The organism is Pseudomonas sp. LBUM1648 (assembly GCF_059716145.1).
Genome location: NZ_CP166808.1, coordinates 753145 through 775453, shown reverse-complemented (window position 1 = coordinate 775453; position 22309 = coordinate 753145). Strand labels below are relative to the sequence as shown.

Below are 22309 nucleotides of genomic sequence, written 5' to 3'. Positions count from 1 at the left end.
GTAGTCCACACTTTGAACCCCAACTTTTGGAGAGCGTTCCATGTCTGACCGCTATATCGACTTCGCCAACTCGTCCATCGGCCATCGTCTGGTCGGGGCACTGGGCCTGCCGTCGCCGGTGCGACTGGAGCGCTGGCAGGCCGGACGCCTGCGGCCGGTGGAAGGTGCGCTGCTGATCGGCGGCGGGCCGCTGGCCGAGCGCGTCAGCGCGTTTGCCAACCGTTTGACCGAGGGGATTTATCGCTACGGCGAGCAACCGGCGACGGCCACCGAATGGATTCCCGGCCTCGGCCCGAAACTCAAAGCCGTAGTCTTCGACGCCAGTGATTTGCAGCACACCGACCAGCTCAAGCAACTGCGCGAGTTCTTTCAGCCCCTGATGAAGAATCTTGATCACAGTGCCCATCTGGTGATTCTCGGCCGTGCGCCGGAAACCCTGCGCGATCCGTTCGCCGCCAGTGCCCAACGGGCCCTGGAAGGTTTTTCCCGCTCGCTGGCCAAAGAGCTGCGCGGCGGCGGCACCCTGCAATTGATCTATGTTGGCGAAGGCGCCGAAGATCAACTGGAAGGCCCGCTGCGGTTTTTCCTCTCGCCGAAAAGTGCCTTCGTGTCCGGGCAAGTGATTCGCCTGACTGCGTGTGCCACGCCCGTGACGGACTGGACGCGACCATTGGCCGGGCGCAAGGCGCTGGTCACCGGCGCGGCGCGTGGTATCGGCGCATCGATTGCCGAAACCCTGGCACGCGATGGCGCTGAGGTGATTCTGCTCGATGTACCGCCGGCCAAGATCGATCTCGAAGCCCTCGCTGCACGCCTTGGCGGGCGCAGCATCACCCTCGATATCTGCGCCGAAGATGCCGCCGCGCAACTGATCGAACAATTGCCGGACGGTCTCGACATTCTCGTGCACAACGCCGGGATCACCCGCGACAAGACCTTGGCCAACATGACCCCGGAATTCTGGGACGCGGTGCTGGCGGTCAACCTCAACGCCCCGCAAGTGCTGACCAAAGCCCTGCTCGACAGCGGCACGTTGCACGACAACGCGCGGGTGGTTTTGCTCGCCTCGATCAGCGGGATCGCCGGCAATCGCGGGCAAACCAACTACGCCGCAAGCAAGGCCGGTTTGATCGGCCTTGCCCAAGCCTGGGCGCCGACGCTGCTGGAACGCGGCATCAGCATCAACGCCGTGGCCCCCGGTTTCATCGAAACCCAGATGACCGCGCACATCCCCTTTGGCCTGCGTGAAGCCGGGCGACGCATGAGTTCGCTGGGTCAGGGTGGCTTGCCGCAAGACGTCGCCGAAGCCGTCGCGTGGCTGGCGCAACCGGGCACCGGCGCGTTCACCGGGCAGGCGCTGCGGGTCTGTGGACAAAGTGTTCTGGGGGCTTAGGCATGAGCATCGAATGGCACACACTGGAACGTGAACCGAGTCTGCCCGGGCTGTATGCGCGGGCAGCGACGCGTCGCAAAATCACCGGCACGCAACTGCCCGACAGCGGCCTGCGCTGTTTAGTCGATGTCGATGGCAAACGCCTGGCGAACTACCGCAAAGTCTGCGGTTTTGCCGACGACGGCCTGCTGCCGCCGACTTATCCACACATCCTCGCGTTTGCCTTGCAGATGCAATTGCTCACGGCGAAGGATTTTCCGTTTCCGCTGCTGGGGCTCATTCATCTGAGCAACCGCATTCGCGTGCTGCGCCCGATGGGTGGGATCAGTCGTGCGCAAGTCAGCGTGCGCGTGCACAACCTGCAACCGCATCCCAAGGGCGCGACGTTCGATCTGCTGACCACGCTGGATGATCAACTCGGGCCGTTGTGGGAAGCCGAAAGTCAGATGCTCTGCCGCGGGGTGAAACTTGACGGTGAGCCTGTCGAGCAGAATTGGGAATCGACCCAGGCGCTGGTGGAAACAGCGAAGTGGCAAGCCCCGGCAGACATTGGCCGGCAATACGCCAAAGTGTCGGGCGACTACAACCCGATCCACTTGAGTGCGGCCAGCGCCAAGTTGTTCGGCTTTCCCACGGCCATCGCCCACGGTTTGTGGAACAAGGCGCGCACGCTGGCGGCGTTGGCGGATCACTTGCCCAAGGCCAATCTGGAGATCACTGTGCACTTTCGCAAACCGGTGCGATTGCCAAGCGAAGTGACGTTACTGGCGAGCGCGGCGGGGTCGAGTGGGGAGCTGCGGCTGGTGGGCGCTGGAGACCTGGAACATATGGTGGGGAATTGGCAGCCGATCGCCTGATCCACATAAAGCTCAATGAAAGCAGCCTATGTGTGAAGGCATCTGTGGCGAGGGGATTTATCCCCGATCGGCGGCGCAGCCGTCGCAAACCTGCGCACAGGGTATATCTGCCCCACCCCGCTCTCAGGTTTTTGGGGCGGCTGCGCCACCCATCGGGGATAAATCCCCTCGCCACAAGAGCCTCTTTCAACACAGAGCTCTGGCATCCTGGGAGAAGGACAGCCTGTTAATTGTGTATATATCACTTAAGTTTTTACGCGACCTGTCCCCTTCCCCGATAAATACCAAGCCTTGATTCTAAAGGCTTTTTTTGCCCTTCTATACCTTGGGTATTAGTCCTTAGGCGCTGTGCATCGCCTTATATATAAAGGCGTTAATACCAACTTGAGAATGGCGTGAATCCGCCCCCGGATCGAGATTGGCACCACGGACGAGGCATCACCGACAACAGATCGGTGAGCCATCGAAAACGACGAATGTTGTTACAGGTGCAAGGAATCTCGATCATGAAAACTCAAGACGTGTGGTGCAAATCGGCAATCGCTCTGGCATTGATCCTTTCCCTCGGCCTCACCGGTTGCAGCAGCGGCGGTGGCGGTCATAAGAGCAGTTCCGGCAGTTCCTCTCCGGCAACCAGCACCGATGGTACCGGAGGCACAGGCGGAACCGGAGGGACCGGGGATACTGCCGGTACAGGTGGAACCGGTGGGACAGGCGGTACAGGTGGAACTGGCGGTACCCCGACCGATCCAACCAACCCAACCAATCCGACAGACCCGACCAATCCGACCAATCCATCCACCCCGGCTGCACTGGTGACGACCACCCTTGTGCAGGATGTCGGCAAAACGGTCAGCGGCGTCGGCGACGGCGTCGGCCAGATTGGTGACTCCTTGAGCACCGTGCCTGTGGTCGGTGGCGTAGTGCAGAGCGCGGCCAACACCGCCGGCAACGTGGTCACGACTTTGGGCGATGGCGTGGCCAATGGCATCGGCAAGCTGGCCACTGATCCCAAAGGCCTGACCACCACCGTGGCCTCGGTCGGTGGCGTCGTAACGGATGTCGGCGATGGCGTGTCCGACCTCAGCGGCAAACTGGCCACCGCGACCAGCAGCGTTCCCGTGGTCGGCGGCGTGGTCACTAAAGTCGCACCGGTACTCGATGGCGTAGGGGAGAAAGTCACCATGCTCGGCGACACCCTCAACACCACCCTCAGCAACGGCCCGACCAGCCAATTGACCAATAAAGTCGGCAGCGGCCTGGTGCCGGTGATTGCCATGGTTGAAAGCACCACCGACAAAATCGGTGATGCCACCGGTCTGGGCGACCCGCTCAAAGGCGTGATCCAGAAAGTCGGCAGCACCGTTGATGGTGTCGGCGACAAAGTCACCGACGCGGGTAACGGCAATGCCCTGACCAACACCCTCGGCGGCGCACTGAGCAATGTCGGTACGGCGGCGGGCAAGGCTGGCGGCCTGGTGTCCAACGGCACCGGTTCAGGGAGTGGCGGTATCGGCGGTGGCCTCGGCGGCACTGGCTTGCTGCAAACCGTCGGCGGCGCAGTCGTCAACGTTGGCACAGGCTTGAACGCCGGTAATACCAACGGCGTGGTCAGTGCCGGTGGTGTCACTGCAGGCGGGCTGGGCAATACCATCGCCTCGCTGAACACCGTTCTCGGTGGCTCAGGCGCACCGATCACCTCCACCACTACGCCGTTGGCCGCACTCGGCAACAACGTCGGCGGCGCACTCAACCCGGTCACCAGCGCGGTCACCGGCCTGACGCAACAAGTCGGTGCTGCCACGGGCCTGGGCAGTCCTGTGGCCAGCCTCACCGGCCAGGCCGGTAGCGCGGTCAGCAACCTCGGTGGCGCGATTGCTGCCACCAACAACCCGGTCACTACAGCTGTCGGTGGCCTGGTCAATAACGTTGGCGGCACCGTCGCAGCGGTCGGCGGTCTGGTTAACGGTGGCACCACAACGGGCGGCACCACTGGCGGATTGGGCGGCGTACTCGGTGGTTTGACCGGCGCTCTGGGAGGCAACAAACGCTAAATTGCACCTGGCCGATTCGACGGCCTCACCTACAGCGCCTACGCTTGGTTGAAGGCGGAAGATTCCAACGAGTCTTCCGCTTTTTTCTTAGGAAAAAATCAGCCCTCGCTGTGATCTGACCATGGAGTGTCCTATGCGCGTTATGGCATCCCTGCTGTTCCTCAGTCTCAGTTCCACCGCCCTCGCCGACACCCTGCCCAGCTTTCTCAATAGCAACGAAACCATCCGCAACCTGCCCGTGCCGAATCTGCCGGCCGATGCCTATCGCCCGGCCGCCGCGCCGCTGCAAGTGCCTGACCCCGGCGCGACCGCCGCGCAACCGTTGTTGATGGAGACAAAAGTCAATCTCAAGACGGTGCAGATCGAAGGCGGGACAATCTATCCACTCAACGAACTGGCCGATATCTACAAGCCACTGATCGGCCGCGAGGCCAGCCTCGCCGACCTGATCGAAGCCACACGTACCATCACCCGCCGCTACCAACAGGACGGCTACCTGTTGTCTTACGCCTTCCTGCCGCAACAGAGTTTCGATGACGGCGTGGCGCGGGTGGTGCTGGTTGAAGGCTATGTGCGCGACGTGCAGATGCAGGGCGATGTCGGCCGAGTCAAAGGCCTGCTCGACAAACTGGCGGCGAAAATCCAGGCCGAACGGCCGCTGACCCGCAAGACCTTCGAGCGCTACACCACGTTGATGACGCGCATTCCCGGCGTGACCCTCCAGGCCCAGGTGCCACCGCCGGGCACCACCGACGGCGCCACGACACTCGTCGCCCAGGCCAGCCGCAAACCGTTCACCAGCACACTGAGCACCACCGAAGACAACCGCAACGGCCCCCAGGCCTTGCTCGGCGTCAGCAGTAACTCGCAGACCTCCATGGGTGAACAACTGAGCCTCAGCGGTCTGTTCCCGCCCGGTGACGACCACGAACGTTACTACCGCCTCGACTACAGCCAGTTCCTCGACGCCGAAGGCACGCAACTGAATCTGTCGGCCTCACGTTATCGCGCCGACCCCGGAACCGAAGTGTTGATCAACGGTGGCGGACGCCTGGATACCCATCGCGAAAACGACCGATATTCCATCGGCTTCAACGTGCCGTTGATTGCCGCATCCAACGAACTGCTGACCGCCGGCTCGCGCCTGTATGCGGTCAATGACAAGACTCGCTACGACGGCATCAACTTCCCGTTCAGCACGGAGTTCCGCACCGACATCCGCGCCCTCGCCTTCGAAGGCGACTGGCGCAAGGCCGATGCACGGCAACTGCGAATCCTCAGCGCCGGGGTTTATCAGGGCTTCGACAGCTTGGGCGCGAAGACCAATTCCAGCGATATCGACCTGGATTTCTTCCGTGTGCGGCTCTCTGGCGTACAGAGCGACAAGTTCCTCGACAACTGGCAAGGCGTGCTGTCGGCGGCGTTGTACTGGAGCGACGACACCTTGCCCGACAGCGAACGGGCGGTGTTCGGCGGGCAGAATTTCGGTCGCGGCTATCCCGATGATCAGGCGTCCGGCGACAAGGGTTGGGGGGTGGCTTACGAGGTCAACTACAGCTTCAACCGTGACGGCAACTGGGTGCGAATCCTCCAGCCGTACGTCGTGCTCGATCGTTCGCGCAGTTGGTTCAATGAACTGCCGGTGCAAGCCAACAACCTGTCATCGGCGGCGATCGGTCTGAGGTTTGGCGATGCCAAGTACTACAACATTGCACTGGAGGCGGCGAAGGCGATGTCGGATGAAGCGCTGGATACGTTCAATCGCAAGCCGAGGTACAGCATCAGTTTCAGTTATCAGTTGTAGAAAAAGCGGCGCTTGTCATACCGCTTTCGCGAGCAGGCTCACTCCTACAGGGGAACGCATTCCAAATGTAGGAGTGAGCCTGCTCGCGATGAACGATAACGCGGTTTTTTCTGCGGATCAGGTTTGCGGGTCGACCCGATCCAGCGCCCGGTTCACCGCCAGTTCGGCGAGCATGACAATTTGCTGGATGCCCAACACGGTGCTGCGTTGCGCGCCGCTCAGTTCATTGGCGAAGTTGCTGGCCGCTGTGCTGGCGCTGGCCAGTGATTCGCAGGCGTGGGCGAGCAGGCTTTCGGTGTCGACACTCGGATTGACGAGGAACATCGTGCTCGGCTGGCGCGGTTTTTTCGGTTCGGGGCAGAGATAGAAATCGAGCGCGCGCTTGATCGCTTCGCGGTTTTTCGCCTGGTCATCGGCGCGGATGGCGTCGGCGAGTGGGGTGGTTTCGAGGGGTGGATCGGGAATCAGTTTGTCCATGAAAAACTCCTACTTGGCTGAAGGAGCCACCTGTTGTCGTTTCCACACGACAAAAAGGTGGCAGCTGTACGCGGGGTGGAAATACCGATAAGTAGGCAACCGGCCAGACCGAAGTCTGCCCACGCACAGCCGCCGCGACGCAGTTTGCAGACGAACGAAGACGTCGGCAACCATTACGGTGCTGGTGCAATGCATCTACTTAACATTCAGGTTTCCACACCCGATCGCTGAGGTGTCAGCGACAGCCCAAGACTAGTGAGCGCACGTCCGACGGACAACCTGAAAACCTTGTGGGATGCTTCTGAGATTTCGATACACGATTAAACATCCCGACTTGAAATCCACTCCCTGTAGGAGCTGCCGCAGGCTGCGATCTTTTGATCTTGACCTTCAAAAATCAAAGTCAAAAGATCGCTGCCTGCGGCAGCTCCTACAAAGGTATGCGCGATTTTCAAGCCCATGTAGAACCTGTGGGAGCGAGCCTGCTCGCGATGAACGATAACGCGGTGAACCTGCTAGCCCCCCGAACCGCTATCGACCTCGCCACCCTGATCCTGATCAAAAAACTGCGGTATCTGATGCTCGTAGCTTTTCAGCCAGCGCTGCATCGCCAATTCCCGTTCAGTCGGCGTCACCGTCTGTACTTTCGGCGAGGCCACTTTGTTGCGGCTTTGCAGTTGCAGCCAGCCCTCGGTTTCCTGTTGCTGGGCCGAGGCCGGGCCGGCGTCGATGGCATGACCGGTGAGCGGCAGAGCCAACAGAGCAAGACAAAAAATCGCGGTTTTCATCGCGGCTCTCCTTACTTGAGCATCGCTGTGACGGCGGCAGTGGCAGGGTTCGGGACTTTGAGTTTTTCCGCGCGGCTCTGAGCTTCGCTGAATTGCGTGGGGCTCAACCCGAAGCGGCTGACCAGTTCGGCGGCGCGGTTCCAATCGTCCTGATACAGCAAAAGCGTCACCAGATTCAGCGCGGCCAATTTGTCGCTTTGCTTGAGCTCCATGGCAGTGAGGAACTCAAAACGCGCGTCCTCGATGCGCAGTTGATTGAGGTAAACCACGCCCAGATCGTTGCGGATTTTTTCGTCGGTGGGCGCCAATCGTGCGGCGCGTTGCAGGTGCGCCTGTGCCTGACCGTAATCGGATCTGGCCGCCGCGAGCTGGCCCAGACCATGTTCGGCCTCGGCCGCCAGGCACGTACCGAGCAGGCTGCGATACAACGGTTCGGCCTCGCTGCGTCCGAGCAAACGGTAAACCTTGGCCTTGCGCAACCGCACATCGGCGAGGTTGTCCGGCAGGCTTTGCAGGTTGGCCAGGCTGGCGTGGAGCTTGCCGTCTTTGGCCATGTCATCGGCCAGGTTCAACGACAGTTGCTGATCTGAACTGAGCTTGCCGCAACTGGCGCTGTTGGTCAGCGCTTCCCAGGGGTTCTGCCCGGTGCTGACACAGCCACCGAGCAACAACAGACATGCACCGGCAATCATTGCTTTCATCACCACTCCTTCAAGCCCCCAAGGCCTTGGCCAGGGCGGTAAAGCCCGGGCCGGCGAGGACGATCAATAACGCCGGGAAGAGAAACAGCATCATCACGACGGACATTTTTGCGGACATCTTCGAGATGTATTCCTGCAGGCGCGTGAGGCGCCGGTCATCAAGCAGTTGCTTGAGCGAGAGCAGCGACTTCATCGCCCCGCCGCCCTGGTGCAGCAACTGTTGAAGGATCACGCAGGTGTCGGTGAACTCGTCCACCGCCAGCAATTGCGTGGCTTTGTTCAGTTCCTCTCCCAGCTCAAGACCGGAGTCGACCCGCGCCAGCACCAGACGTAATTCCTGAGTCAGCACTGGCAGCAACGCCTGACTTTCGTGGCTCAACACGCGCAGCGCCTGCTCCACGGCCATGCCGGATTCGAAGAGGATGCGCAGCAGCGGCAGGAAGGTGCCGATCTCGGTCGACAGTTGTTTTTGCCGCCGCGCCACCGCCATCACCAGCAACCGCTTGGGCAACAAGTAGCCGACACCGAGGGCAAACAACGGCGCGATCCATTGTTTTTCTACGGTCGGAAAGAACACCGATTGCAGCAACACCGTCAGCGCCAGCAGCAACAACGGCGTACCGATCTGGCAGGCGGCGAACAGCGAGCGCTGACGAGCGCTGCGCCAGCCGAGACGGTTGAGTAACGTCTGGGTTTCGTTGTCGAGCTTGACGCTGCGCTGGCCGACCTGGCTCTCGCCGAGCACGTGCAACAGGTTGCCGAAACGGTTTTCGCGGATCAGGTCACCGTCCAGTCGCCGACTGATCTGCCGCGCGCGGCGGCGTTGCTCCAGCAGGCTGGCGATCAGTAACAGGGCGGCGCCGAGCAACAACACGGCGCTGATCATCAGGGGTGTGGTCATAGGCTGCGCAACATCCGCCAGAGCAACAGACTGCCAATCACCTGCATGCCGAACGCCGTGGCCAGCATTCGCTGCCCGGACGGGTCGTGCCACATGGCGACCAGATAAATCGGATTGGCCATCAGGAAATACCCGGCCATGGCAATCGGCAGCAAGCCCAGCACCCACGCGGTCAGGCGGGTTTCGCCAGTCATGGCGCGCAACTGGCGCGAGGCCTGATCGCGCTCGCGGATCATCTTGATCAGGTTTTCCAGCAGTTCGCTGGCGTTGCCGCCATAGCGGTGATTGACCTTGAGGCCGAGGGCGAACAGGCGAAATTCGTCCTTCTCGTAAAGCTCGGCCATGTCCGACATCGCGTCCGGCAAACTCACGCCCAACTGGACGTTGCGCTGCACACGGCCCATGGCGTTTTTCAGTGGATCTTCGCTGGCCTCGATGCCGCCGAGCACCGCATCGGCCAAGGTGCGACCAGACTTAAGACTGCGCACAGTGTGGTCGAGCAGTTGCGGCAATTGTTCGATCATCCGCCGCAAGCGCCGTTGATAGCGCCAACTGACATACAGGCGCAGCATCACTGGCGGCAACACCAGCAAAACCAGCAAACCGACCCATCCGGCCAAGGCAAAACCGATCAGGATCGCAAAGGCCCAGAGCAGCAGCCAGATACCGATGCGCTCGGTCGGACGGCCCAGTCCTGCGCGCAAAAAGGCCCGCTCAAGACTGGCCCAACGGGGCGAATCCACCGTCAGTTGCGGCTGGCCCTGATTCAGTCGATCCAGTACCCGTTCGGCGCCACTCTGGCGCCAGCCGTTGTAGAACAGGCGCAGCGACAAACCGAGCAGGCCCAGGCAAATCACGATGAGCAATAGCGGTTTGAGCATGCCGTGGCCCTCAGTGCGCCAGCGTCGGTTCGCGGCGCAACTTGTCGCCGGCCGGGTTCACTGCTTCGCGCAGGAAACCGAAACCTGTGCGGCGGTCGAGGCGGAACAAGGTGTTGGTGACGTAAACGTCATCACGCACGCCAACCACTTCCACCACTTCACTGACGCAGCGGCGGCCATCGGGCATGCGGGTCAGTTGAATCACCACATCCAGTGCCGCGCAGATCATCTGGCGCAGGGTGCGTTCGGCGATGGTGCGCCCGGTCAGGCCGACCAGAGTTTCCAGGCGCAACAAGGCGTCCTGGGCGTTGTTGGCGTGCACGGTGCTCATCGAACCGTCGTGGCCGGTGTTCATGGCGGTGAGTACGTCGACCACTTCAACACCGCGAATCTCGCCGAGGATGATTCGGTCGGGGCGCATGCGCAGGGCGTTGCGGATCAGGTCACTGGCCTTGACCTCACCGTGGCCCTCGGCATTCGGCGGACGGGTTTCCAGGCGCACGACGTGCGGGTGGCCGAGTTGCAACTCGGCGACGTCTTCGATGGTGACGAGGCGTTCGTGGGGGTTGATCAACTGGCTGAGGATGTTCAGCAGCGTGGTCTTGCCGGTACCGGTACCGCCGCTGACAAGAATGTTGCAGCGCTTGCCGACCGCTTCTTTTATGAAGTCGTAGATCGCCTGATCGATGGTTTGCATGGCCATCAGGTCAGTGCTCTTGAGCATGTCCTTGCGAAACTTACGGATCGACAGGCACGGGCCATCGAGGGCAATCGGCGGGATGATCGCGTTGACCCGACTGCCATCGGGCAGGCGCGCATCGACCATCGGCGAGGACTCGTCGAGACGTCGACCCAGCGGTGCAAGGATGCGCTGCATGACCCGTTCGACGTGGTGGGCATCGATGAAGCGCAAGTCGCTCAGGTGCAATACGCCGTCGCGTTCGATAAACACCCGGTGCGGGCCGTTGACCAGAATCTCGGTGACCGCTGTGTCGCGCAGCAGCACTTCCAGCGGGCCGAAACCGGTCAGTTCATCGACGATCTCTTCGGCCAGACGCTCCATTTCATAACGGGAAATCGCCAGGTGCAGGCGTGCGATGTATTCGGCGACCTTGTCGATGACGAATTGCGAAAGCACCTGCCGCGAACCCTCCAGCAGGTTTTTCCCGGACTCTTCGATGGCATCGATGATGTAGCGGTGCAGCACCAGTTTCAGGCCATCGTGATCGGTGTTGCCGGTGGCGTGGCGCTGAGGGCCGCCGAACAATTGCTCGCCGTTCATGAGGTGCCTCGCAAGCGGTCGAACCAGGTGACTTTCGGTTTGGCCAGACTTTCCGAGCGTTTCGCCAAGCGTTCGCCAAGGGTGCGCAGACTTTGGCTGAGGGCTTCACGCGGGGCCAGTTCGAACAGGGTCACGCCCTGATTCTTGGCGTTGAGTCGAACTTCCGGGCTGTAGGCGAGTACGGCAATCACCTCCAGACCGAAGGTCTTGCCGAGGGTGTCGGAATCAGGCGCAACGTTGCGTAGATAGCGATCCACCAGCAGGCGACCGTGATCGAGTTTCATGCCCTTCTCGCGCCACAGATTGAGCACGGCAAGGTTGCGGCGACAGTCGAGCACGTTCTGATCGGTGTACCACAGGAGTTTGTCGCAGTGACTGACGAAGGTGCGCAGCGCTTCGCTGTCGGGTTGCCCGGTGAGGTTGACCACGATGTGCTGGAAGTGTTGGCGCAGGGCGCTGAGCAACATGTACAACTCGGCGGCGCTGGTGCGTTCCAGTGGCTCGTCGGAACCGGCGTAGGCGAGGATGCGCAGCCCTGCTTCGGCGCTGGTGAAGGCGCTGTCGATGAGGGTCGCGTCGAGGCGCCGCAGGTGGCGCAACGCATCGCCGAAATGAAACGAGCTCTCCAGCCCCAACAGCGCCAGACTGTCACCGCGTGGCAGGCCCAGGTCGAGCAACAGGGTTTGCTGCCCGCTCTTCTGCACCACCAGCGCCATGTGGTTGGCGAGTAGCGCGCCGTCGGCGTCGCTCTGTACCCCGTAAAGCACGGTCAAACCGCCGAGTTGGGTGTTTGGTGTGACCGCCGGCAGGCGTTTACTCAGGCGTCGCACCAGCCCGGCGACTTCGCTGGAGCGCGAACCGTAGGCGACAAAATCCCGTGCCCCGGCGCGCATTGCATTCAGCACAAGTTGATTGTCCATACCGTCACCGAGGGCGACGATGGCGAGCATCGGTTTGGCTTCCAGCACGCCTTCGATCAGTGCGCTCTGGGCCACCAGATGCTCGCGGTCGAGACCGACGAAAACCAGGCTGGCAAAGGTCACGTCTACCAGCGCCAGCAGCTCGTCAAGACTGCCGCCGCCAGCGCTGACCACTTGCCCCAGCGGCGCCAGCGACCCTTGCAACCACTCAAGATCCGTGTCGTTGCGGGTGATGGCGAGGAAGGTCTGACTCAGGTTCTGGCTCATTGCGATAATCCGCTGCGTTTATCGAAGTTGCCGTTTTCGAGGAAGTACAGGCGATACCAGTTCGGGTCGTAGTTGCGCAGTTTTTCGCCGGGCAGCGACGGCAGCGGCGCATTGGCGGCCAGCGGCTGGACCAGGTGCGGCGTAACGATCATCAGCAACTCGCGCTCTTCACGGTTGATCGAGGAGTTGCGAAAGAACGCGCCGATGACCGGTATGTCGCCCAGCCCGGGAAATTTGTTCACCTGAGAAGCGTTCTGCGTGCTGATCAAACCGCTGATCACGAAACTCTCGCCATCGGCCAGGGAGATGCTGGTGTCGGTGCGGCGGATGGTGAACGCCGGCACCGTGGTGCCGCCGATGGTCACGCCGTTGTTGTAGTCGAGCTCGCTGACTTCCGGGGCGACCTTGAGGGCGATGCGATCACGGCTGACCACGGTCGGGGTCAGTGTCAGGCGGATACCGAATTCCTTGTATTCGATGGAGTAGCTGTTGCTGTTGGCGCTCGGCACCGGGATCGGGATTTCGCCGCCGGCGAGAAAACTTGCGCTCTGCCCGCTCAACGCCACCAGGCTCGGCCGCGCCAGGGTGTAGGCAAAACCGCTGCCCTCCAGCGCATTGACGATGCCGAGGAATTTACTGCTGCCGCCGCCCCAGACGATGTTGAACATGTCGTTGGCCAACGGGATGCCGGGCACTGCGATACGCGGGTCGATGTTGGCCAACGGCACAACGCCGGGAGTGACGCCGGTGTTGGGCACGGTACCCGGTGCGCCGAACAGAAAGTTGTTCGAGCCTTTGCCGTAAATCGACGTGCCGGCCTCTTTGAGTTTGGTGCGGCTGACTTCGACGAAGCGGATGTCGGTCTGTACTTGCGACGGCAAGTTCGGGTCTTCGGAGGCCGGCAGCGAGACAGTAGTCATGGCCGCACTGGCCTTGCCCTGCACGAACACCATACTTTGGCGCGGGGCGCTGGAACAGGTGCTCCAGATCATCAGCGTGGTGGCGCCGGGGCCGACACCCGTGAGCAACACCGCGTTATCGCCGGTCACCCGCACGTCGGCGATTTTCGGATCGCCCACTGCCACCCGGGTGATCGCGACCGGTGATTGCAACGCCTGTTGCAAACCTTCGCCGACCTCCAGCACCGAAGGCAACGGGCCGAGCGCGGCGCAATTGCCGGCGGCGGCGACGGCACTGCCGATCGAGGCAACACTCAGCAGCGAGGCCCGAAACAAGCCGTTGAACAGGGGCGTGAAGCATGTGCGCATGTAAAGGCGTCCTTGCTCGATTCAGGGAGTGGGTTGTGCGGTTTCAGCACCGCGGATAACTTCCACGGTCGGTTTGCGCGCCGCCGGTTGACCGGCCACGGCCATGGGTTTGGGTGGAGCGGTGAGGGACAATTGACTGAACTCGACCAACTCGCGCCGAGGCGTGTCGAGTTGAGTGGCGACATCGTTTTCGCCGGCCCAGTATTTCGCCAGTTGCTGTTCATCGGCACTACGCACCGCGAGGCGCAACACCCCGGCGCTGGACGCCAGCATCAAGCGGCTGACCAGTGGTTCCGGCACTGCCAGCACCACACTGCGGGCGGCCATGCGCTGTTGTTCCTGTTTGAGTCGCTCGTCATCACTGCGCGCCGGGCCGGCGGATTGGCCGTCGTTGGTCAGGCCCATCTGGCTGCCGACGCCGAGTACGCGCACGGCCGTCACCACCCGTTGCGCCGAAGCTTGTGGATTGTTTTCGTCCTTACGCAAGAACAGCAACACATCGACGTAATCGCCGGGGGCCAATTGCCCGCCGGCGTTGATCACTTCATCCACCGCCACCGCCAGTGCCCGCTCACCGGGACGGATCATCCGCGCCAAAGGGCTGCCCGGCTGGAAGCTTTCATCACTGAGCCAACTGCCGGCGCTCAAGGGCCGCCACGGTGTGCGGCCGATGACCTGATCGACATTGCCCAGGCTGCCGGCCGGCGCGGTGCGCAGTTTTTCCACGGCCACATCGGCGGCGGTGATCTTCACGAAAGGCGGGATGTCGCGCAGCAACACAACGACGGGCTGACGCGTTGGATCTTCAACAGGTTCGGTGCTGGCGACGGGCGTTGCGGCTGGCGCCACGGCGGGAGCCGCAACCGGTTCGGCCACCGGCGGCCGGCTCAAGGTGAGCCCCCAATACCCGGCAATGATGGCGCCTACCAGAAACAACCCGGCCAGACCCAGAGTGACGCGACTGTTCATGACGGCTCTCCCTTTCCCGCTGCGTTTTGTCTCTCATGCAATGACCCGTGACTTCCAACGAGATAACTTCGCAATCAGGCAGCTATGAACAAGCAACTATTTCGCTATTTGACGGTAGCGCAGCCAGAACAAAACGCCATTACGAACAGCAAAAAATCCAACGAAAGTAGCGGCTTGAAGCGCCAAATGTCGTTTTCTGCCGTTAAACGGCTCACTACTACTTAGGTATTAATCTGTTCTTACAGTTGTAGGCTCGCGATTTGCCAACAATGCTGATGCTGGCACAGGGAGATCATGTTGCGAACGCGCAACACCTGGCGTGCTCAAGGAGAATTCTCATGTCGTATTCCCGCGTTGTACAAAAAATCAAATCCGAGATCGCATTCTTCAAAGGCCTGGCCAAAGACACCGAGGGCGCGTCCGCCATCGAGTACGCACTGGTCGTCGGTCTGGTGGCGCTGGTGATTGCCGCGTTCGGTAACGGTATTGGCACTCAGGTCACCGCAATCCTGACCGCCATCCAGACCGCGCTCACTCCAACCCCGTGATCGGACCGATAACTTGTCAATGCGGCCATTGAGTTCTAACGTCAGCACTCAGTCCATTGCAGGTGTTGCCCATGAACTCCTCACATACTCCGCGCCAGCAGTTGCTCCTCGTCGACGATGAAGAGGACGCACTGCTGGAGCTTGCGGAGTTGCTGGAGGGCGAAGGGTTCATCTGTCATACGGCAACGTCGGTGAAACTCGCCCTGCACCACCTGACCCGCCATCCCGATATCGCCCTGGTGATTACCGATCTGCGCATGCCGGAAGAAAGCGGCATCTCGCTGATCAAGCGCCTGCGTGAACACACCTCGCGCCAGCATCTTCCGGTGATCGTCACTTCGGGGCATGCAGACATGGAAGACGTCAGCGATATGCTGCGCCTGCAGGTGCTGGACCTGTTCCGTAAACCGATCTATCACGTGCGCTTGCTGGAAACCCTGGACAACCTGTTTCCCAAGTCCAAGGCCAACATCGGTTGAGGGGTTTGACCCCGCTCAATGGGCGGGGTCATCAGCAATCAGTGCGCGGTCACCCGTTGACGCAGTCCTGAACTGCTCGGCGACAACGCAAGGGCTAACTGGGTGCGGTTATGCATGTGCGTCAGGCGCAAGACCTGCGAGACATACAGCTTGACGGTGTTCTCGGTGATCCCCAATTCACAGGCAATCTGATAGTTGGTCTGGCCCTTGCCCACCAACCGGGCAACGTCCAGCTGACGCGGCGACAGCTGATTGAAAATCGTCGGTATCTCCACCGCCCCTTCAGCATCACCCGCCCCCTCGTCCCTCACAGGCGCAGGGCCGCGGCGGACTTTGTCGAGGTCCTGGTAAAGATCGTCGATCGACTCGGAGAGGAATTGCAGCTTCTGATTCAGGTTGCCCAGTTGCAGGGTTTTCTGCCGTTCCTGCAACGCCACTTCCTGGCGCTGCAAACCCTGGAGCAGTTCGTTCAGATCAATAGGTTTCTGGTAGTAGTCGGCAATCCCGGCGCGCAAAGCTTTGATCACGTCCTGCTTGTCGGCACGCCCGGTGAGCATGATCGCTTCAAAGGCCCGATGCTTGCCCGATAAACGTTGCAGTTCCTGCACCAGTTGAATGCCGTCCATGTCCGGCATATGCAGGTCACACAGCACCAGACCGATGGCGGTGTCTTCGATAAATTGCTCGATCGCCTGCTTGCTCGATACGCAAGGGACACAACGGTAGCCGCTGCTCTCAATGAATTCGCAGAGTTCTTCGACAATCAGCGGCTGATCATCGACCACCAGAACTTTTACCGCAGACGTAAGCTTGTTCACTTGCCACTCCATGCCCAGGCCAAAGGCTGACCGTTCCTGTACTTACAGCGCGAGGCTGTACAACGTTGATTTGAAAGTAGACGCACTTTCCGACTATGTACATAGCAGTAGTGACAGGTGGCGACTAGCGGATCCAAAGCAACGCCAGGATTGTCCCAACCAGCACGAACGGCGCAAATGGCAGCTTTTTTGACTTTTCTGGAGCCATATATCGAAGACGTTCTCTAAGCCCTTGACTCATATGCAGCCAGAGTTTTGGCACCAGCAATAACCAGATCGCACTGGTCAGCGCTGCGCCGATAAACGCGCCAAGCAGGTGTGCACCGTCCGTCGCCAGCGCCAAGGCTGTCATTAGTTTCACATCACCGGCGCCAAAATGTTTCAACACGTAACCAGGAAGGGATAGCGCCAGGGCCAGCAGGACAGCCCAGCCCGCCTGCGTGGCTTCAGCGCCGAGCCAGGTAGTGCCGGTGATCAGCAAATACCCCAACGCCAACCCGCCAACTCCCAGGGTCAGCCCGTTGCCGATATGCCGTTGGCGGGCATCCTGTGCCGCGCAAAGGGTCAGCCAAATCAGTAGGACAAAGCTGTGCATACGGTAAAAAACGTCCGTTTTGGCCGATTGATTCTATGCTGAGATTACGTAGTGATTGTCAGGGTAGACGCACTCATGAAAACCGCCCTCCCCCGCAAGCAAAAAGGTGCCGTGGCCATCGAGTTTGCCTTGGTGTTCGTCACCTTCTTCGCCGTGTTTTATGGCTTGGTCAGCTACAGCCTGCCGCTGTTGTTGATGCAGTCGTTCAATGAGTCGACGGCCGAAGCCGTGCGCCGCAGCGTGGCGCTTGACCCGGCCACGGCCAATTACTCCACGGCGGTCACCGCCACGGCCCGAACCGAACTGGGCCGGCAATTGGCCTGGCTGCCCGGCGCGCTGAACTTCAACACCGCCACGGACAGCAACATCACCTATGTCGGTGGCGTGCTAACGGTGACCATCAACTATCCCACCAGCAAATTGAATCAGGCGCTGCCGTTTCTGGTGCTGCCGGGCATCGGTACGGTGCCGCGCCTGCCTGCGACTTTGCGCGCCTCGTCGAGCCTGCAATTTTGAGTTCCGGTGACAAGCTGTTCGGCCGCCTGCTCAATCGACACCCCGAAACGGTCCAGCCAATGGACAGTCCTCTGGTGCCGAGCGTCGGCCTGCAGCTCTATCTGGATGGCGAAGGCCGGGTCAATCATATGAGCGGGCCGTTGCGGCATGTGCTGGCGCAGCGGATATCCACCAGCCATCCCGCACCTCTGGTGGAGTATGTGTTGCCCCACAGCAGCCTCGCACTAGAGGGACAGCCTGCGGACTGGCAAGGACAATTGCTCGACCTGGATTTTTTCAGCCTGAGCGGCCCGCCGCTGCACCTGCGCGGTTGGGTGCAGGCGCAGGGGGACGGCTGGATTTTGCAGTTGTTGGACATCGGTGATCTGCTCAGCGAACGACGTCAGGCGCACAGCCGCGAGCAATGCCAGTGGCTGGCCACGCAGATTCGCGATCAATTGCGCCTGGGCAGCCTCGCACGCCTGCCCGAGGTGCTGGGCGAACAGTTGCAGCGCTTGAGCCAGCATTTGCACATTCCCTGCCTGGCAGTGGCGTTGCTCGATGAGCAAGGTCAGGGCTGGCAGATTCATCAGCATTATGCGGCGCTGAACGCGCCGCAGGTGTGGCGTGATCAACAGCAACTGGGCACGGGCCTCGACAGCCTGAACGGCGCATTGCCGCAACGTTTACTGGCTGGCGAGCAGCCACGCCTGAGCGCGCTGCTCGGCCCGAATGAGGGTTTCGCCGTGCCTTACCGCGATGCCCAGGGCGTGGCGGCGTGGTTGCTGTGCGCCGGCTATAACGCGCAGCAGCAGGCACCCGATCTCGGCGATCACGACTGGCTGTTGCTGGCCGCTGCCGTGGCCGCGCCCCTGCTGGAGCGCCTGCGCGAGCATCGCCATCATCTGCAATTGGAACGTCTGGAAAGCCTGCAAGCGCTGCTCGGCAGTGGATGGTGGGAAATGAGCAGCGACAGCACAGCAGTGCAACTGGCCCCGACTCTGGCTGACAGCTTGGGTTTGACGACTGCGCGGTTGCCGATTCAGGACTGGTTCAACCAGGTGCACCCTGCCGACCGTGATGAGCTACGCAGTCGTCTGCGAGCTTTGCAGGATGAAGGCGCACCGCTGGAGTTGAACGCGCGCTGGCAACGCAGCGATCAATCGTTGCCGCTGTGGTTTCGCTTGCAAGGCCGGTCTTTGGGCATCGGCGCCGAGCGGCGGCTGGTGGGGTTCATGCTCGACATCAGCGACATCAAGAATCAGCAGCAACAGGCGGCCGCTGCCCATGCGCGACTGGACAATCTGATCGCCAGCTCACCCGCGGTGATCTACGTGCAACGCTACGTCGAAGGGGCGCTGCAACCGACGTTTTTCAGCGCCAGTCTGCAACCGTTGCTGGGCTGGAATCTGGCCGATTGTGACGGCGGCCGACTGGTGGAACACGTCCACCCCGAAGACCGCCCTCGCTATTTCGAACGCACGCGGCAGTTGCTGCGCGAGGGCTCGGTAAGCGCGCGTTATCGGGTGCTCGACCGCCAGGGCCATGCACACTGGTTGCTCGACGAAGCCAAATTGCTGCGCGACGATCTCGGCCTGCCGGTGGAAGCTGTCGGGCTGTGGCTGGACGTCACCGAAGCGACCCTCGCCGCCGAGCAGGTCAAGGCCAGTGAGGAGCGCTACCGGATGCTGGTGGAAGATTCGCCGGCGATGATTTGCCGCTATCGTCCGGACTTGACCCTGACCTTCGGCAACCGGCCCTTGGCAACTTATCTGGAGTGCGCGCCGGAGCAATTGCCCGGCGTGAACCTGGGCGGCTGGATGTCCGACGAACAGCGCCAGGCGTTCGTCCAGCGCTTGGCGCAACTGACCCCGGAACTGCCAGTGAGCACTGCAGAAATCAATCTGCGCCTGCCCGGTCGCGAACATGCGTGGTGGGTCTGGTCGGATCGCGGGGTGTTCGATGAGCACGGGCAACTGATCGAGGTGCAGGCGGTGGGCCGTGACAACACCGAGGTGCGCCGCTCGCAACAACAGCTGACCCAAAGCGCGAAAATGGCCACCCTCGGCGAAATGGCCACCGGCCTGGCTCACGAGATCAATCAGCCGCTGAACGTGATGCGCATGGCCATCGTCAATGTGCTCAAGCGCTTGAGCAACGGCGATGTGCAGATCGACTACCTGACCGACAAGCTCAATCGCATCGACGCGCAAGTCCAGAGGGCGGCGCGGGTTGTGGATCACATGCGCGTGTTCGGCCGCCGTTCGGAAATCGAACAGCATCCGTTCAATCCCCTCGATGCAATCGAAGGCACGTTGTCGCTGTTGTCTGAGGGGCTGCGCGGCAAAGGCGTCGAGCTGCGCATCAAAGAGGCAGGCTTTGCGGTTCAGGTGCGCGGTTACGTCGATCAGCTTGAGCAGGTGCTGATCAACCTGATGGTCAACGCCCGCGATGCCTTGCTCGGCAAGCGCGAGGCCGATCGCGACTTCCAGCCGTGGATCGCCCTGTACGCCGAGTGCGACGAGCATGTGGTGCGGCTATGGGTCGAAGACAACGGCGGCGGCATTGATCCGCGGCTGCTGGAGCGGATTTTCGAGCCGTTCTTCACCACCAAACCGGTCGGTGTCGGCACCGGTCTGGGCTTGTCAGTGAGTTACGGCATCGTCGAAAACATGGGGGGACGCCTGAGCGTGCGCAATGGCGACGAGGGCGCGCGATTCTGTATCGAGTTACCGATTGCGCTGACCGACTAGATCACCAGGATCGGTTGCCCCGGTGGTCGACAACTGAGGTTGGCGCCGACGTCGACCTTGTTCAGGGTGATGCCGAGGTTGGCGAGCAAACCGTCAAGAATCGGGTCTAGCACCGGGCTGAGCAAGTTACCGATGACCACGCCCAGCGTGCTGTTGACGCCGGCCAGCACGTCGGCGGTAGTAGTGAGCAAGCCACCCAGCAGGCTCGAACCGGTGGGTTTGTAAGCCTGAACCTGAACCCCGCTCAAGGTGCCTTTGAGGCTATTGACGACCCCTTGCGTGCCGAAGCTGAAGTTCTGCGGCGTTTGCTTGATTTCCGGTGGCTGGTTGTAGGTGTGGATGCTCTGCATACTGGCCACCGAGGTATCCACCATCACCCCGAGGCCACCGCCGTAGAACGGTTTGCGCGAGTTGGGATCGCAGGTTGGCTGGCCCAGGCCCAGCAGTGGAATGGTGCAGGTAATAACGCCGACATCAATCAACGCCAGCGGCTGCACGGTGACATCCCCCGAGGATGAAAACGCGTTGGTGGCGTCGATCTTGCCGACCTTGAGTTTGACCACCGAGGAGTTGGTCTGGGTGGTCAGGGTCTTGGTCGCATCGCTTGTGCAGCTGTAATCGGTGACATGGCTGTCGGCGGCGGCGGCCTCCAGCAAAATGTCGATGGTCGAGGTGGGCAGAATCTTCAGATCGGTGCGCTGGCAGGTGCCACCCAAGGCACAGAACACCGAGTTCAATGCCCCGGCAATGTTCAGGTGCAGCACATTGTTCAAGGTATCGGTCAGCCCGCCCACCAGCGGCGTACTGACAATGGCATTGGCAAGCCCGGCCACGCCAGACAGCACCGGCAGATTCAGAGAGATCAGCGTGCGCACCTGCGCGGTTTTCACGTAGATCCGGTTGGCACCCATGGGATCAGCCTTGGCCAGCAGCGGATTGCCCACGGCCGACAATTGCGGCGGCTGGATGACTTTGGTTTTGACCGAGCCATTGACCAGTCCCGGAATGCTCAACGGCACGCTCGCTACCAGCGCGTTTTGACTGTTAGCCACTTGCACGACGGCTTCGATCAACTGGAACACTTGCAGATTGGCATTGAGCGCCGCCGATGTGGCCCCGGTCTGCAATTGCAGCAATTGCCCGAGCGCCACCGAAGTGCTGCCAACCGCCCCCTTCAGTCCGAGCAGACCGTTGACCGCCACGCTGGTGGTGGTACCGCCCTTGGTCAGTACGGTGATGGCGGTGTCGATCAGTTGGGTGATCTGGATGTTCTTGCTCAGCAATTGGGTGTAATTGCCCGCGTCCACATTAACGTCGACCGCCAGTTGATTGAGGTAACTGAGCAGATTGATATGGGTCTCGACCAGCCCCTGCCAGCCAGCGACGCTGAGGTTGAGGCTGCCGCCGAGCATCTGCCCGATCAACGAATTCAGAGCAGCCGACTTACTGGCATCGATGGTCAGCGCCGTGGTGCCGATGGTCAATTGGGCTTGCGGCGGCAGAATAGCCGAGGCACCAACCGCCGTGGCCGAGAGCCGCGTGGTCGGGGACACGCTGCCCGGCGAAAACAAGGCGTAGAGCGCGGCGGCCACACTGGTGGGCACAACATGGGTGGCGACCACACTGATGGCTTCTTTTTTCGAGGCGTCGGCGGCGAAGGCTCGCAGGTTGTTTGCACCGGTTTGCACGGTGCCGCACGTTACGGTCAGGGTCCTGCCCTGCGCCACGGTAAAACTGTTGCGTGCCGCACTGGCCGTGGCGTAGCCGTTTGCGCTGGCGCCTGTCAGGCAATCGCCACCGCGCGAAATCGCCTCCAGCGCGGCCACATCGACCACCCGCTGCAAGCTGCGTTGCTCCATGTATAAACGACCGCTGTCGACCACCAGCACCATGCACACCAAGGCCAGGCCGAGGGTCAGCGCCGCCACCAAACCGATCGCCCCGCGCTGGCGGGCCGGGCCATTGAATTGCGAACGAGGTGACATCGCGCACTCCTTTGCCGGCGCACTGCCGAGCGCTACCTCCGTGGGTGGTTTTGAGTGTAGACGGGGCTGGTGGC

Annotated in this window: 20 protein-coding genes; 8 read left to right on the top strand and 12 right to left on the bottom strand. The window is 61.4% G+C overall.

Going from position 1 to position 22309, the window contains the following annotated elements; genetic code table 11:
• The first annotated feature begins 40 nt into the window (after window positions 1–40).
• The 4 genes from ACA043_RS03335 to ACA043_RS03320 all read left to right on the top strand — a co-directional run bounded on the left by ACA043_RS03335 (window position 41) and on the right by ACA043_RS03320 (window position 6108).
• Window positions 41–1393 carry a 3-oxoacyl-ACP reductase gene (locus ACA043_RS03335; RefSeq protein ID WP_497658613.1) on the top strand — a complete coding sequence of 451 codons (1353 nt, stop codon included), beginning with the start codon at window positions 41–43 and terminating at the stop codon, window positions 1391–1393.
• 2 nt (window positions 1394–1395) lie between these two features.
• Window positions 1396–2250 (top strand): MaoC family dehydratase, encoded by an 855-nt coding sequence (locus ACA043_RS03330; RefSeq protein ID WP_497616320.1) that lies wholly within the window; start codon window positions 1396–1398, stop codon window positions 2248–2250.
• Window positions 2251–2756: 506 nt separating this feature from the next.
• Complete coding sequence (locus ACA043_RS03325) at window positions 2757–4304, top strand: collagen-like triple helix repeat-containing protein (protein ID WP_497658612.1); 1548 nt, start codon at window positions 2757–2759, stop codon at window positions 4302–4304.
• A 133-nt stretch (window positions 4305–4437) separates the two neighbouring features.
• Window positions 4438–6108, top strand: coding sequence for a ShlB/FhaC/HecB family hemolysin secretion/activation protein (locus ACA043_RS03320; RefSeq protein WP_497658611.1), 1671 nt, complete (start codon window positions 4438–4440; stop codon window positions 6106–6108).
• A gap of 117 nt (window positions 6109–6225) precedes the next feature.
• On the opposite strand, the gene ACA043_RS03315 is transcribed toward ACA043_RS03320, so the two are convergent.
• The 9 genes from ACA043_RS03315 to cpaB form a co-directional block, all read right to left on the bottom strand.
• Window positions 6226–6585, bottom strand: coding sequence for a DUF6124 family protein (locus ACA043_RS03315; protein ID WP_187681155.1), 360 nt, complete (start codon window positions 6583–6585; stop codon window positions 6226–6228).
• 515 nt (window positions 6586–7100) lie between these two features.
• Window positions 7101–7373 carry a DUF3613 domain-containing protein gene (locus ACA043_RS03310; RefSeq protein ID WP_187678492.1) on the bottom strand — a complete coding sequence of 91 codons (273 nt, stop codon included), beginning with the start codon at window positions 7371–7373 and terminating at the stop codon, window positions 7101–7103.
• Between the two features lie 11 nt (window positions 7374–7384).
• A complete protein-coding gene (locus tag ACA043_RS03305; protein WP_497658610.1) occupies window positions 7385–8074 on the bottom strand; it encodes a hypothetical protein in 690 nt (229 codons plus the stop codon).
• 10 nt (window positions 8075–8084) lie between these two features.
• A complete protein-coding gene (locus tag ACA043_RS03300) occupies window positions 8085–8975 on the bottom strand; it encodes a type II secretion system F family protein (RefSeq protein ID WP_187678494.1) in 891 nt (296 codons plus the stop codon).
• Window positions 8972–9856, bottom strand: a complete 885-nt coding sequence (locus tag ACA043_RS03295) for a type II secretion system F family protein (protein WP_187678495.1) — start codon at window positions 9854–9856, stop codon at window positions 8972–8974. Before ACA043_RS03295 ends, ACA043_RS03300 begins: the two co-directional genes overlap by 4 nt.
• A 10-nt stretch (window positions 9857–9866) precedes the next feature.
• On the bottom strand, window positions 9867–11138 hold the full coding sequence (locus tag ACA043_RS03290; RefSeq protein ID WP_187678496.1) for a TadA family conjugal transfer-associated ATPase: 1272 nt from the start codon (window positions 11136–11138) through the stop codon (window positions 9867–9869).
• Entirely contained in the window at window positions 11135–12325 is a 1191-nt protein-coding gene (locus ACA043_RS03285) for a CpaE/TadZ family protein (protein WP_187678497.1), read from the bottom strand. Before ACA043_RS03285 ends, ACA043_RS03290 begins: the two co-directional genes overlap by 4 nt.
• A complete protein-coding gene (locus tag ACA043_RS03280; RefSeq protein WP_489880641.1) occupies window positions 12322–13593 on the bottom strand; it encodes a type II and III secretion system protein family protein in 1272 nt (423 codons plus the stop codon). The genes ACA043_RS03285 and ACA043_RS03280 overlap by 4 nt, the downstream gene beginning before the upstream one ends.
• 21 nt (window positions 13594–13614) lie before the next feature.
• A complete protein-coding gene (cpaB, locus tag ACA043_RS03275; protein WP_497658609.1) occupies window positions 13615–14562 on the bottom strand; it encodes a Flp pilus assembly protein CpaB in 948 nt (315 codons plus the stop codon).
• Window positions 14563–14900: 338 nt separating this feature from the next.
• Between cpaB and ACA043_RS03270 the strand changes: the two genes are divergently transcribed.
• The gene (locus tag ACA043_RS03270; protein WP_401268791.1) at window positions 14901–15110 is read left to right on the top strand and encodes a Flp family type IVb pilin; all 210 of its coding nucleotides are present in this window, start codon (window positions 14901–14903) and stop codon (window positions 15108–15110) included.
• Window positions 15111–15181: 71 nt separating this feature from the next.
• Window positions 15182–15589 carry a response regulator gene (locus ACA043_RS03265; protein WP_401268794.1) on the top strand — a complete coding sequence of 136 codons (408 nt, stop codon included), beginning with the start codon at window positions 15182–15184 and terminating at the stop codon, window positions 15587–15589.
• A 38-nt stretch (window positions 15590–15627) separates the two neighbouring features.
• Here the strand turns inward: ACA043_RS03265 and ACA043_RS03260 are convergent, their stop codons facing one another.
• Together ACA043_RS03260 and ACA043_RS03255 are read right to left on the bottom strand one after the other, a co-directional pair.
• Window positions 15628–16407, bottom strand: coding sequence for a response regulator (locus ACA043_RS03260; protein ID WP_497658608.1), 780 nt, complete (start codon window positions 16405–16407; stop codon window positions 15628–15630).
• 124 nt (window positions 16408–16531) lie between these two features.
• Window positions 16532–17002 carry a prepilin peptidase gene (locus tag ACA043_RS03255; protein ID WP_401268798.1) on the bottom strand — a complete coding sequence of 157 codons (471 nt, stop codon included), beginning with the start codon at window positions 17000–17002 and terminating at the stop codon, window positions 16532–16534.
• Window positions 17003–17077: 75 nt separating this feature from the next.
• Between ACA043_RS03255 and ACA043_RS03250 the strand changes: the two genes are divergently transcribed.
• Window positions 17078–17518, top strand: a complete 441-nt coding sequence (locus ACA043_RS03250) for a TadE/TadG family type IV pilus assembly protein (RefSeq protein WP_187678504.1) — start codon at window positions 17078–17080, stop codon at window positions 17516–17518.
• Window positions 17515–20250 (top strand): PAS domain-containing sensor histidine kinase, encoded by a 2736-nt coding sequence (locus ACA043_RS03245; protein WP_497658607.1) that lies wholly within the window; start codon window positions 17515–17517, stop codon window positions 20248–20250. The genes ACA043_RS03250 and ACA043_RS03245 overlap by 4 nt, the downstream gene beginning before the upstream one ends.
• On the opposite strand, the gene ACA043_RS03240 is transcribed toward ACA043_RS03245, so the two are convergent.
• Window positions 20247–22235 (bottom strand): TadG family pilus assembly protein, encoded by a 1989-nt coding sequence (locus tag ACA043_RS03240; protein WP_497658606.1) that lies wholly within the window; start codon window positions 22233–22235, stop codon window positions 20247–20249. The genes ACA043_RS03245 and ACA043_RS03240 overlap by 4 nt on opposite strands.
• Between the last annotated feature and the right edge of the window lie 74 nt (window positions 22236–22309).

Bases quoted from the DNA above. Each gene is read 5' to 3' on its own strand.
- ACA043_RS03335 (WP_497658613.1), top strand. From the start codon at position 41: ATGTCTGACCGCTATATCGACTTCGCCAACTCGTCCATCGGCCATCGT.
- ACA043_RS03330 (WP_497616320.1), top strand. From the start codon at position 1,396: ATGAGCATCGAATGGCACACACTGGAACGTGAACCGAGTCTGCCCGGG.
- ACA043_RS03325 (WP_497658612.1), top strand. From the start codon at position 2,757: ATGAAAACTCAAGACGTGTGGTGCAAATCGGCAATCGCTCTGGCATTG.
- ACA043_RS03320 (WP_497658611.1), top strand. From the start codon at position 4,438: ATGCGCGTTATGGCATCCCTGCTGTTCCTCAGTCTCAGTTCCACCGCC.
- ACA043_RS03315 (WP_187681155.1), bottom strand. From the start codon at position 6,585: ATGGACAAACTGATTCCCGATCCACCCCTCGAAACCACCCCACTCGCC.
- ACA043_RS03310 (WP_187678492.1), bottom strand. From the start codon at position 7,373: ATGAAAACCGCGATTTTTTGTCTTGCTCTGTTGGCTCTGCCGCTCACC.
- ACA043_RS03305 (WP_497658610.1), bottom strand. From the start codon at position 8,074: ATGAAAGCAATGATTGCCGGTGCATGTCTGTTGTTGCTCGGTGGCTGT.
- ACA043_RS03300 (WP_187678494.1), bottom strand. From the start codon at position 8,975: ATGACCACACCCCTGATGATCAGCGCCGTGTTGTTGCTCGGCGCCGCC.
- ACA043_RS03295 (WP_187678495.1), bottom strand. From the start codon at position 9,856: ATGCTCAAACCGCTATTGCTCATCGTGATTTGCCTGGGCCTGCTCGGT.
- ACA043_RS03290 (WP_187678496.1), bottom strand. From the start codon at position 11,138: ATGAACGGCGAGCAATTGTTCGGCGGCCCTCAGCGCCACGCCACCGGC.
- ACA043_RS03285 (WP_187678497.1), bottom strand. From the start codon at position 12,325: ATGAGCCAGAACCTGAGTCAGACCTTCCTCGCCATCACCCGCAACGAC.
- ACA043_RS03280 (WP_489880641.1), bottom strand. From the start codon at position 13,593: ATGCGCACATGCTTCACGCCCCTGTTCAACGGCTTGTTTCGGGCCTCG.
- cpaB (WP_497658609.1), bottom strand. From the start codon at position 14,562: ATGAACAGTCGCGTCACTCTGGGTCTGGCCGGGTTGTTTCTGGTAGGC.
- ACA043_RS03270 (WP_401268791.1), top strand. From the start codon at position 14,901: ATGTCGTATTCCCGCGTTGTACAAAAAATCAAATCCGAGATCGCATTC.
- ACA043_RS03265 (WP_401268794.1), top strand. From the start codon at position 15,182: ATGAACTCCTCACATACTCCGCGCCAGCAGTTGCTCCTCGTCGACGAT.
- ACA043_RS03255 (WP_401268798.1), bottom strand. From the start codon at position 17,002: ATGCACAGCTTTGTCCTACTGATTTGGCTGACCCTTTGCGCGGCACAG.
- ACA043_RS03250 (WP_187678504.1), top strand. From the start codon at position 17,078: ATGAAAACCGCCCTCCCCCGCAAGCAAAAAGGTGCCGTGGCCATCGAG.
- ACA043_RS03240 (WP_497658606.1), bottom strand. From the start codon at position 22,235: ATGTCACCTCGTTCGCAATTCAATGGCCCGGCCCGCCAGCGCGGGGCG.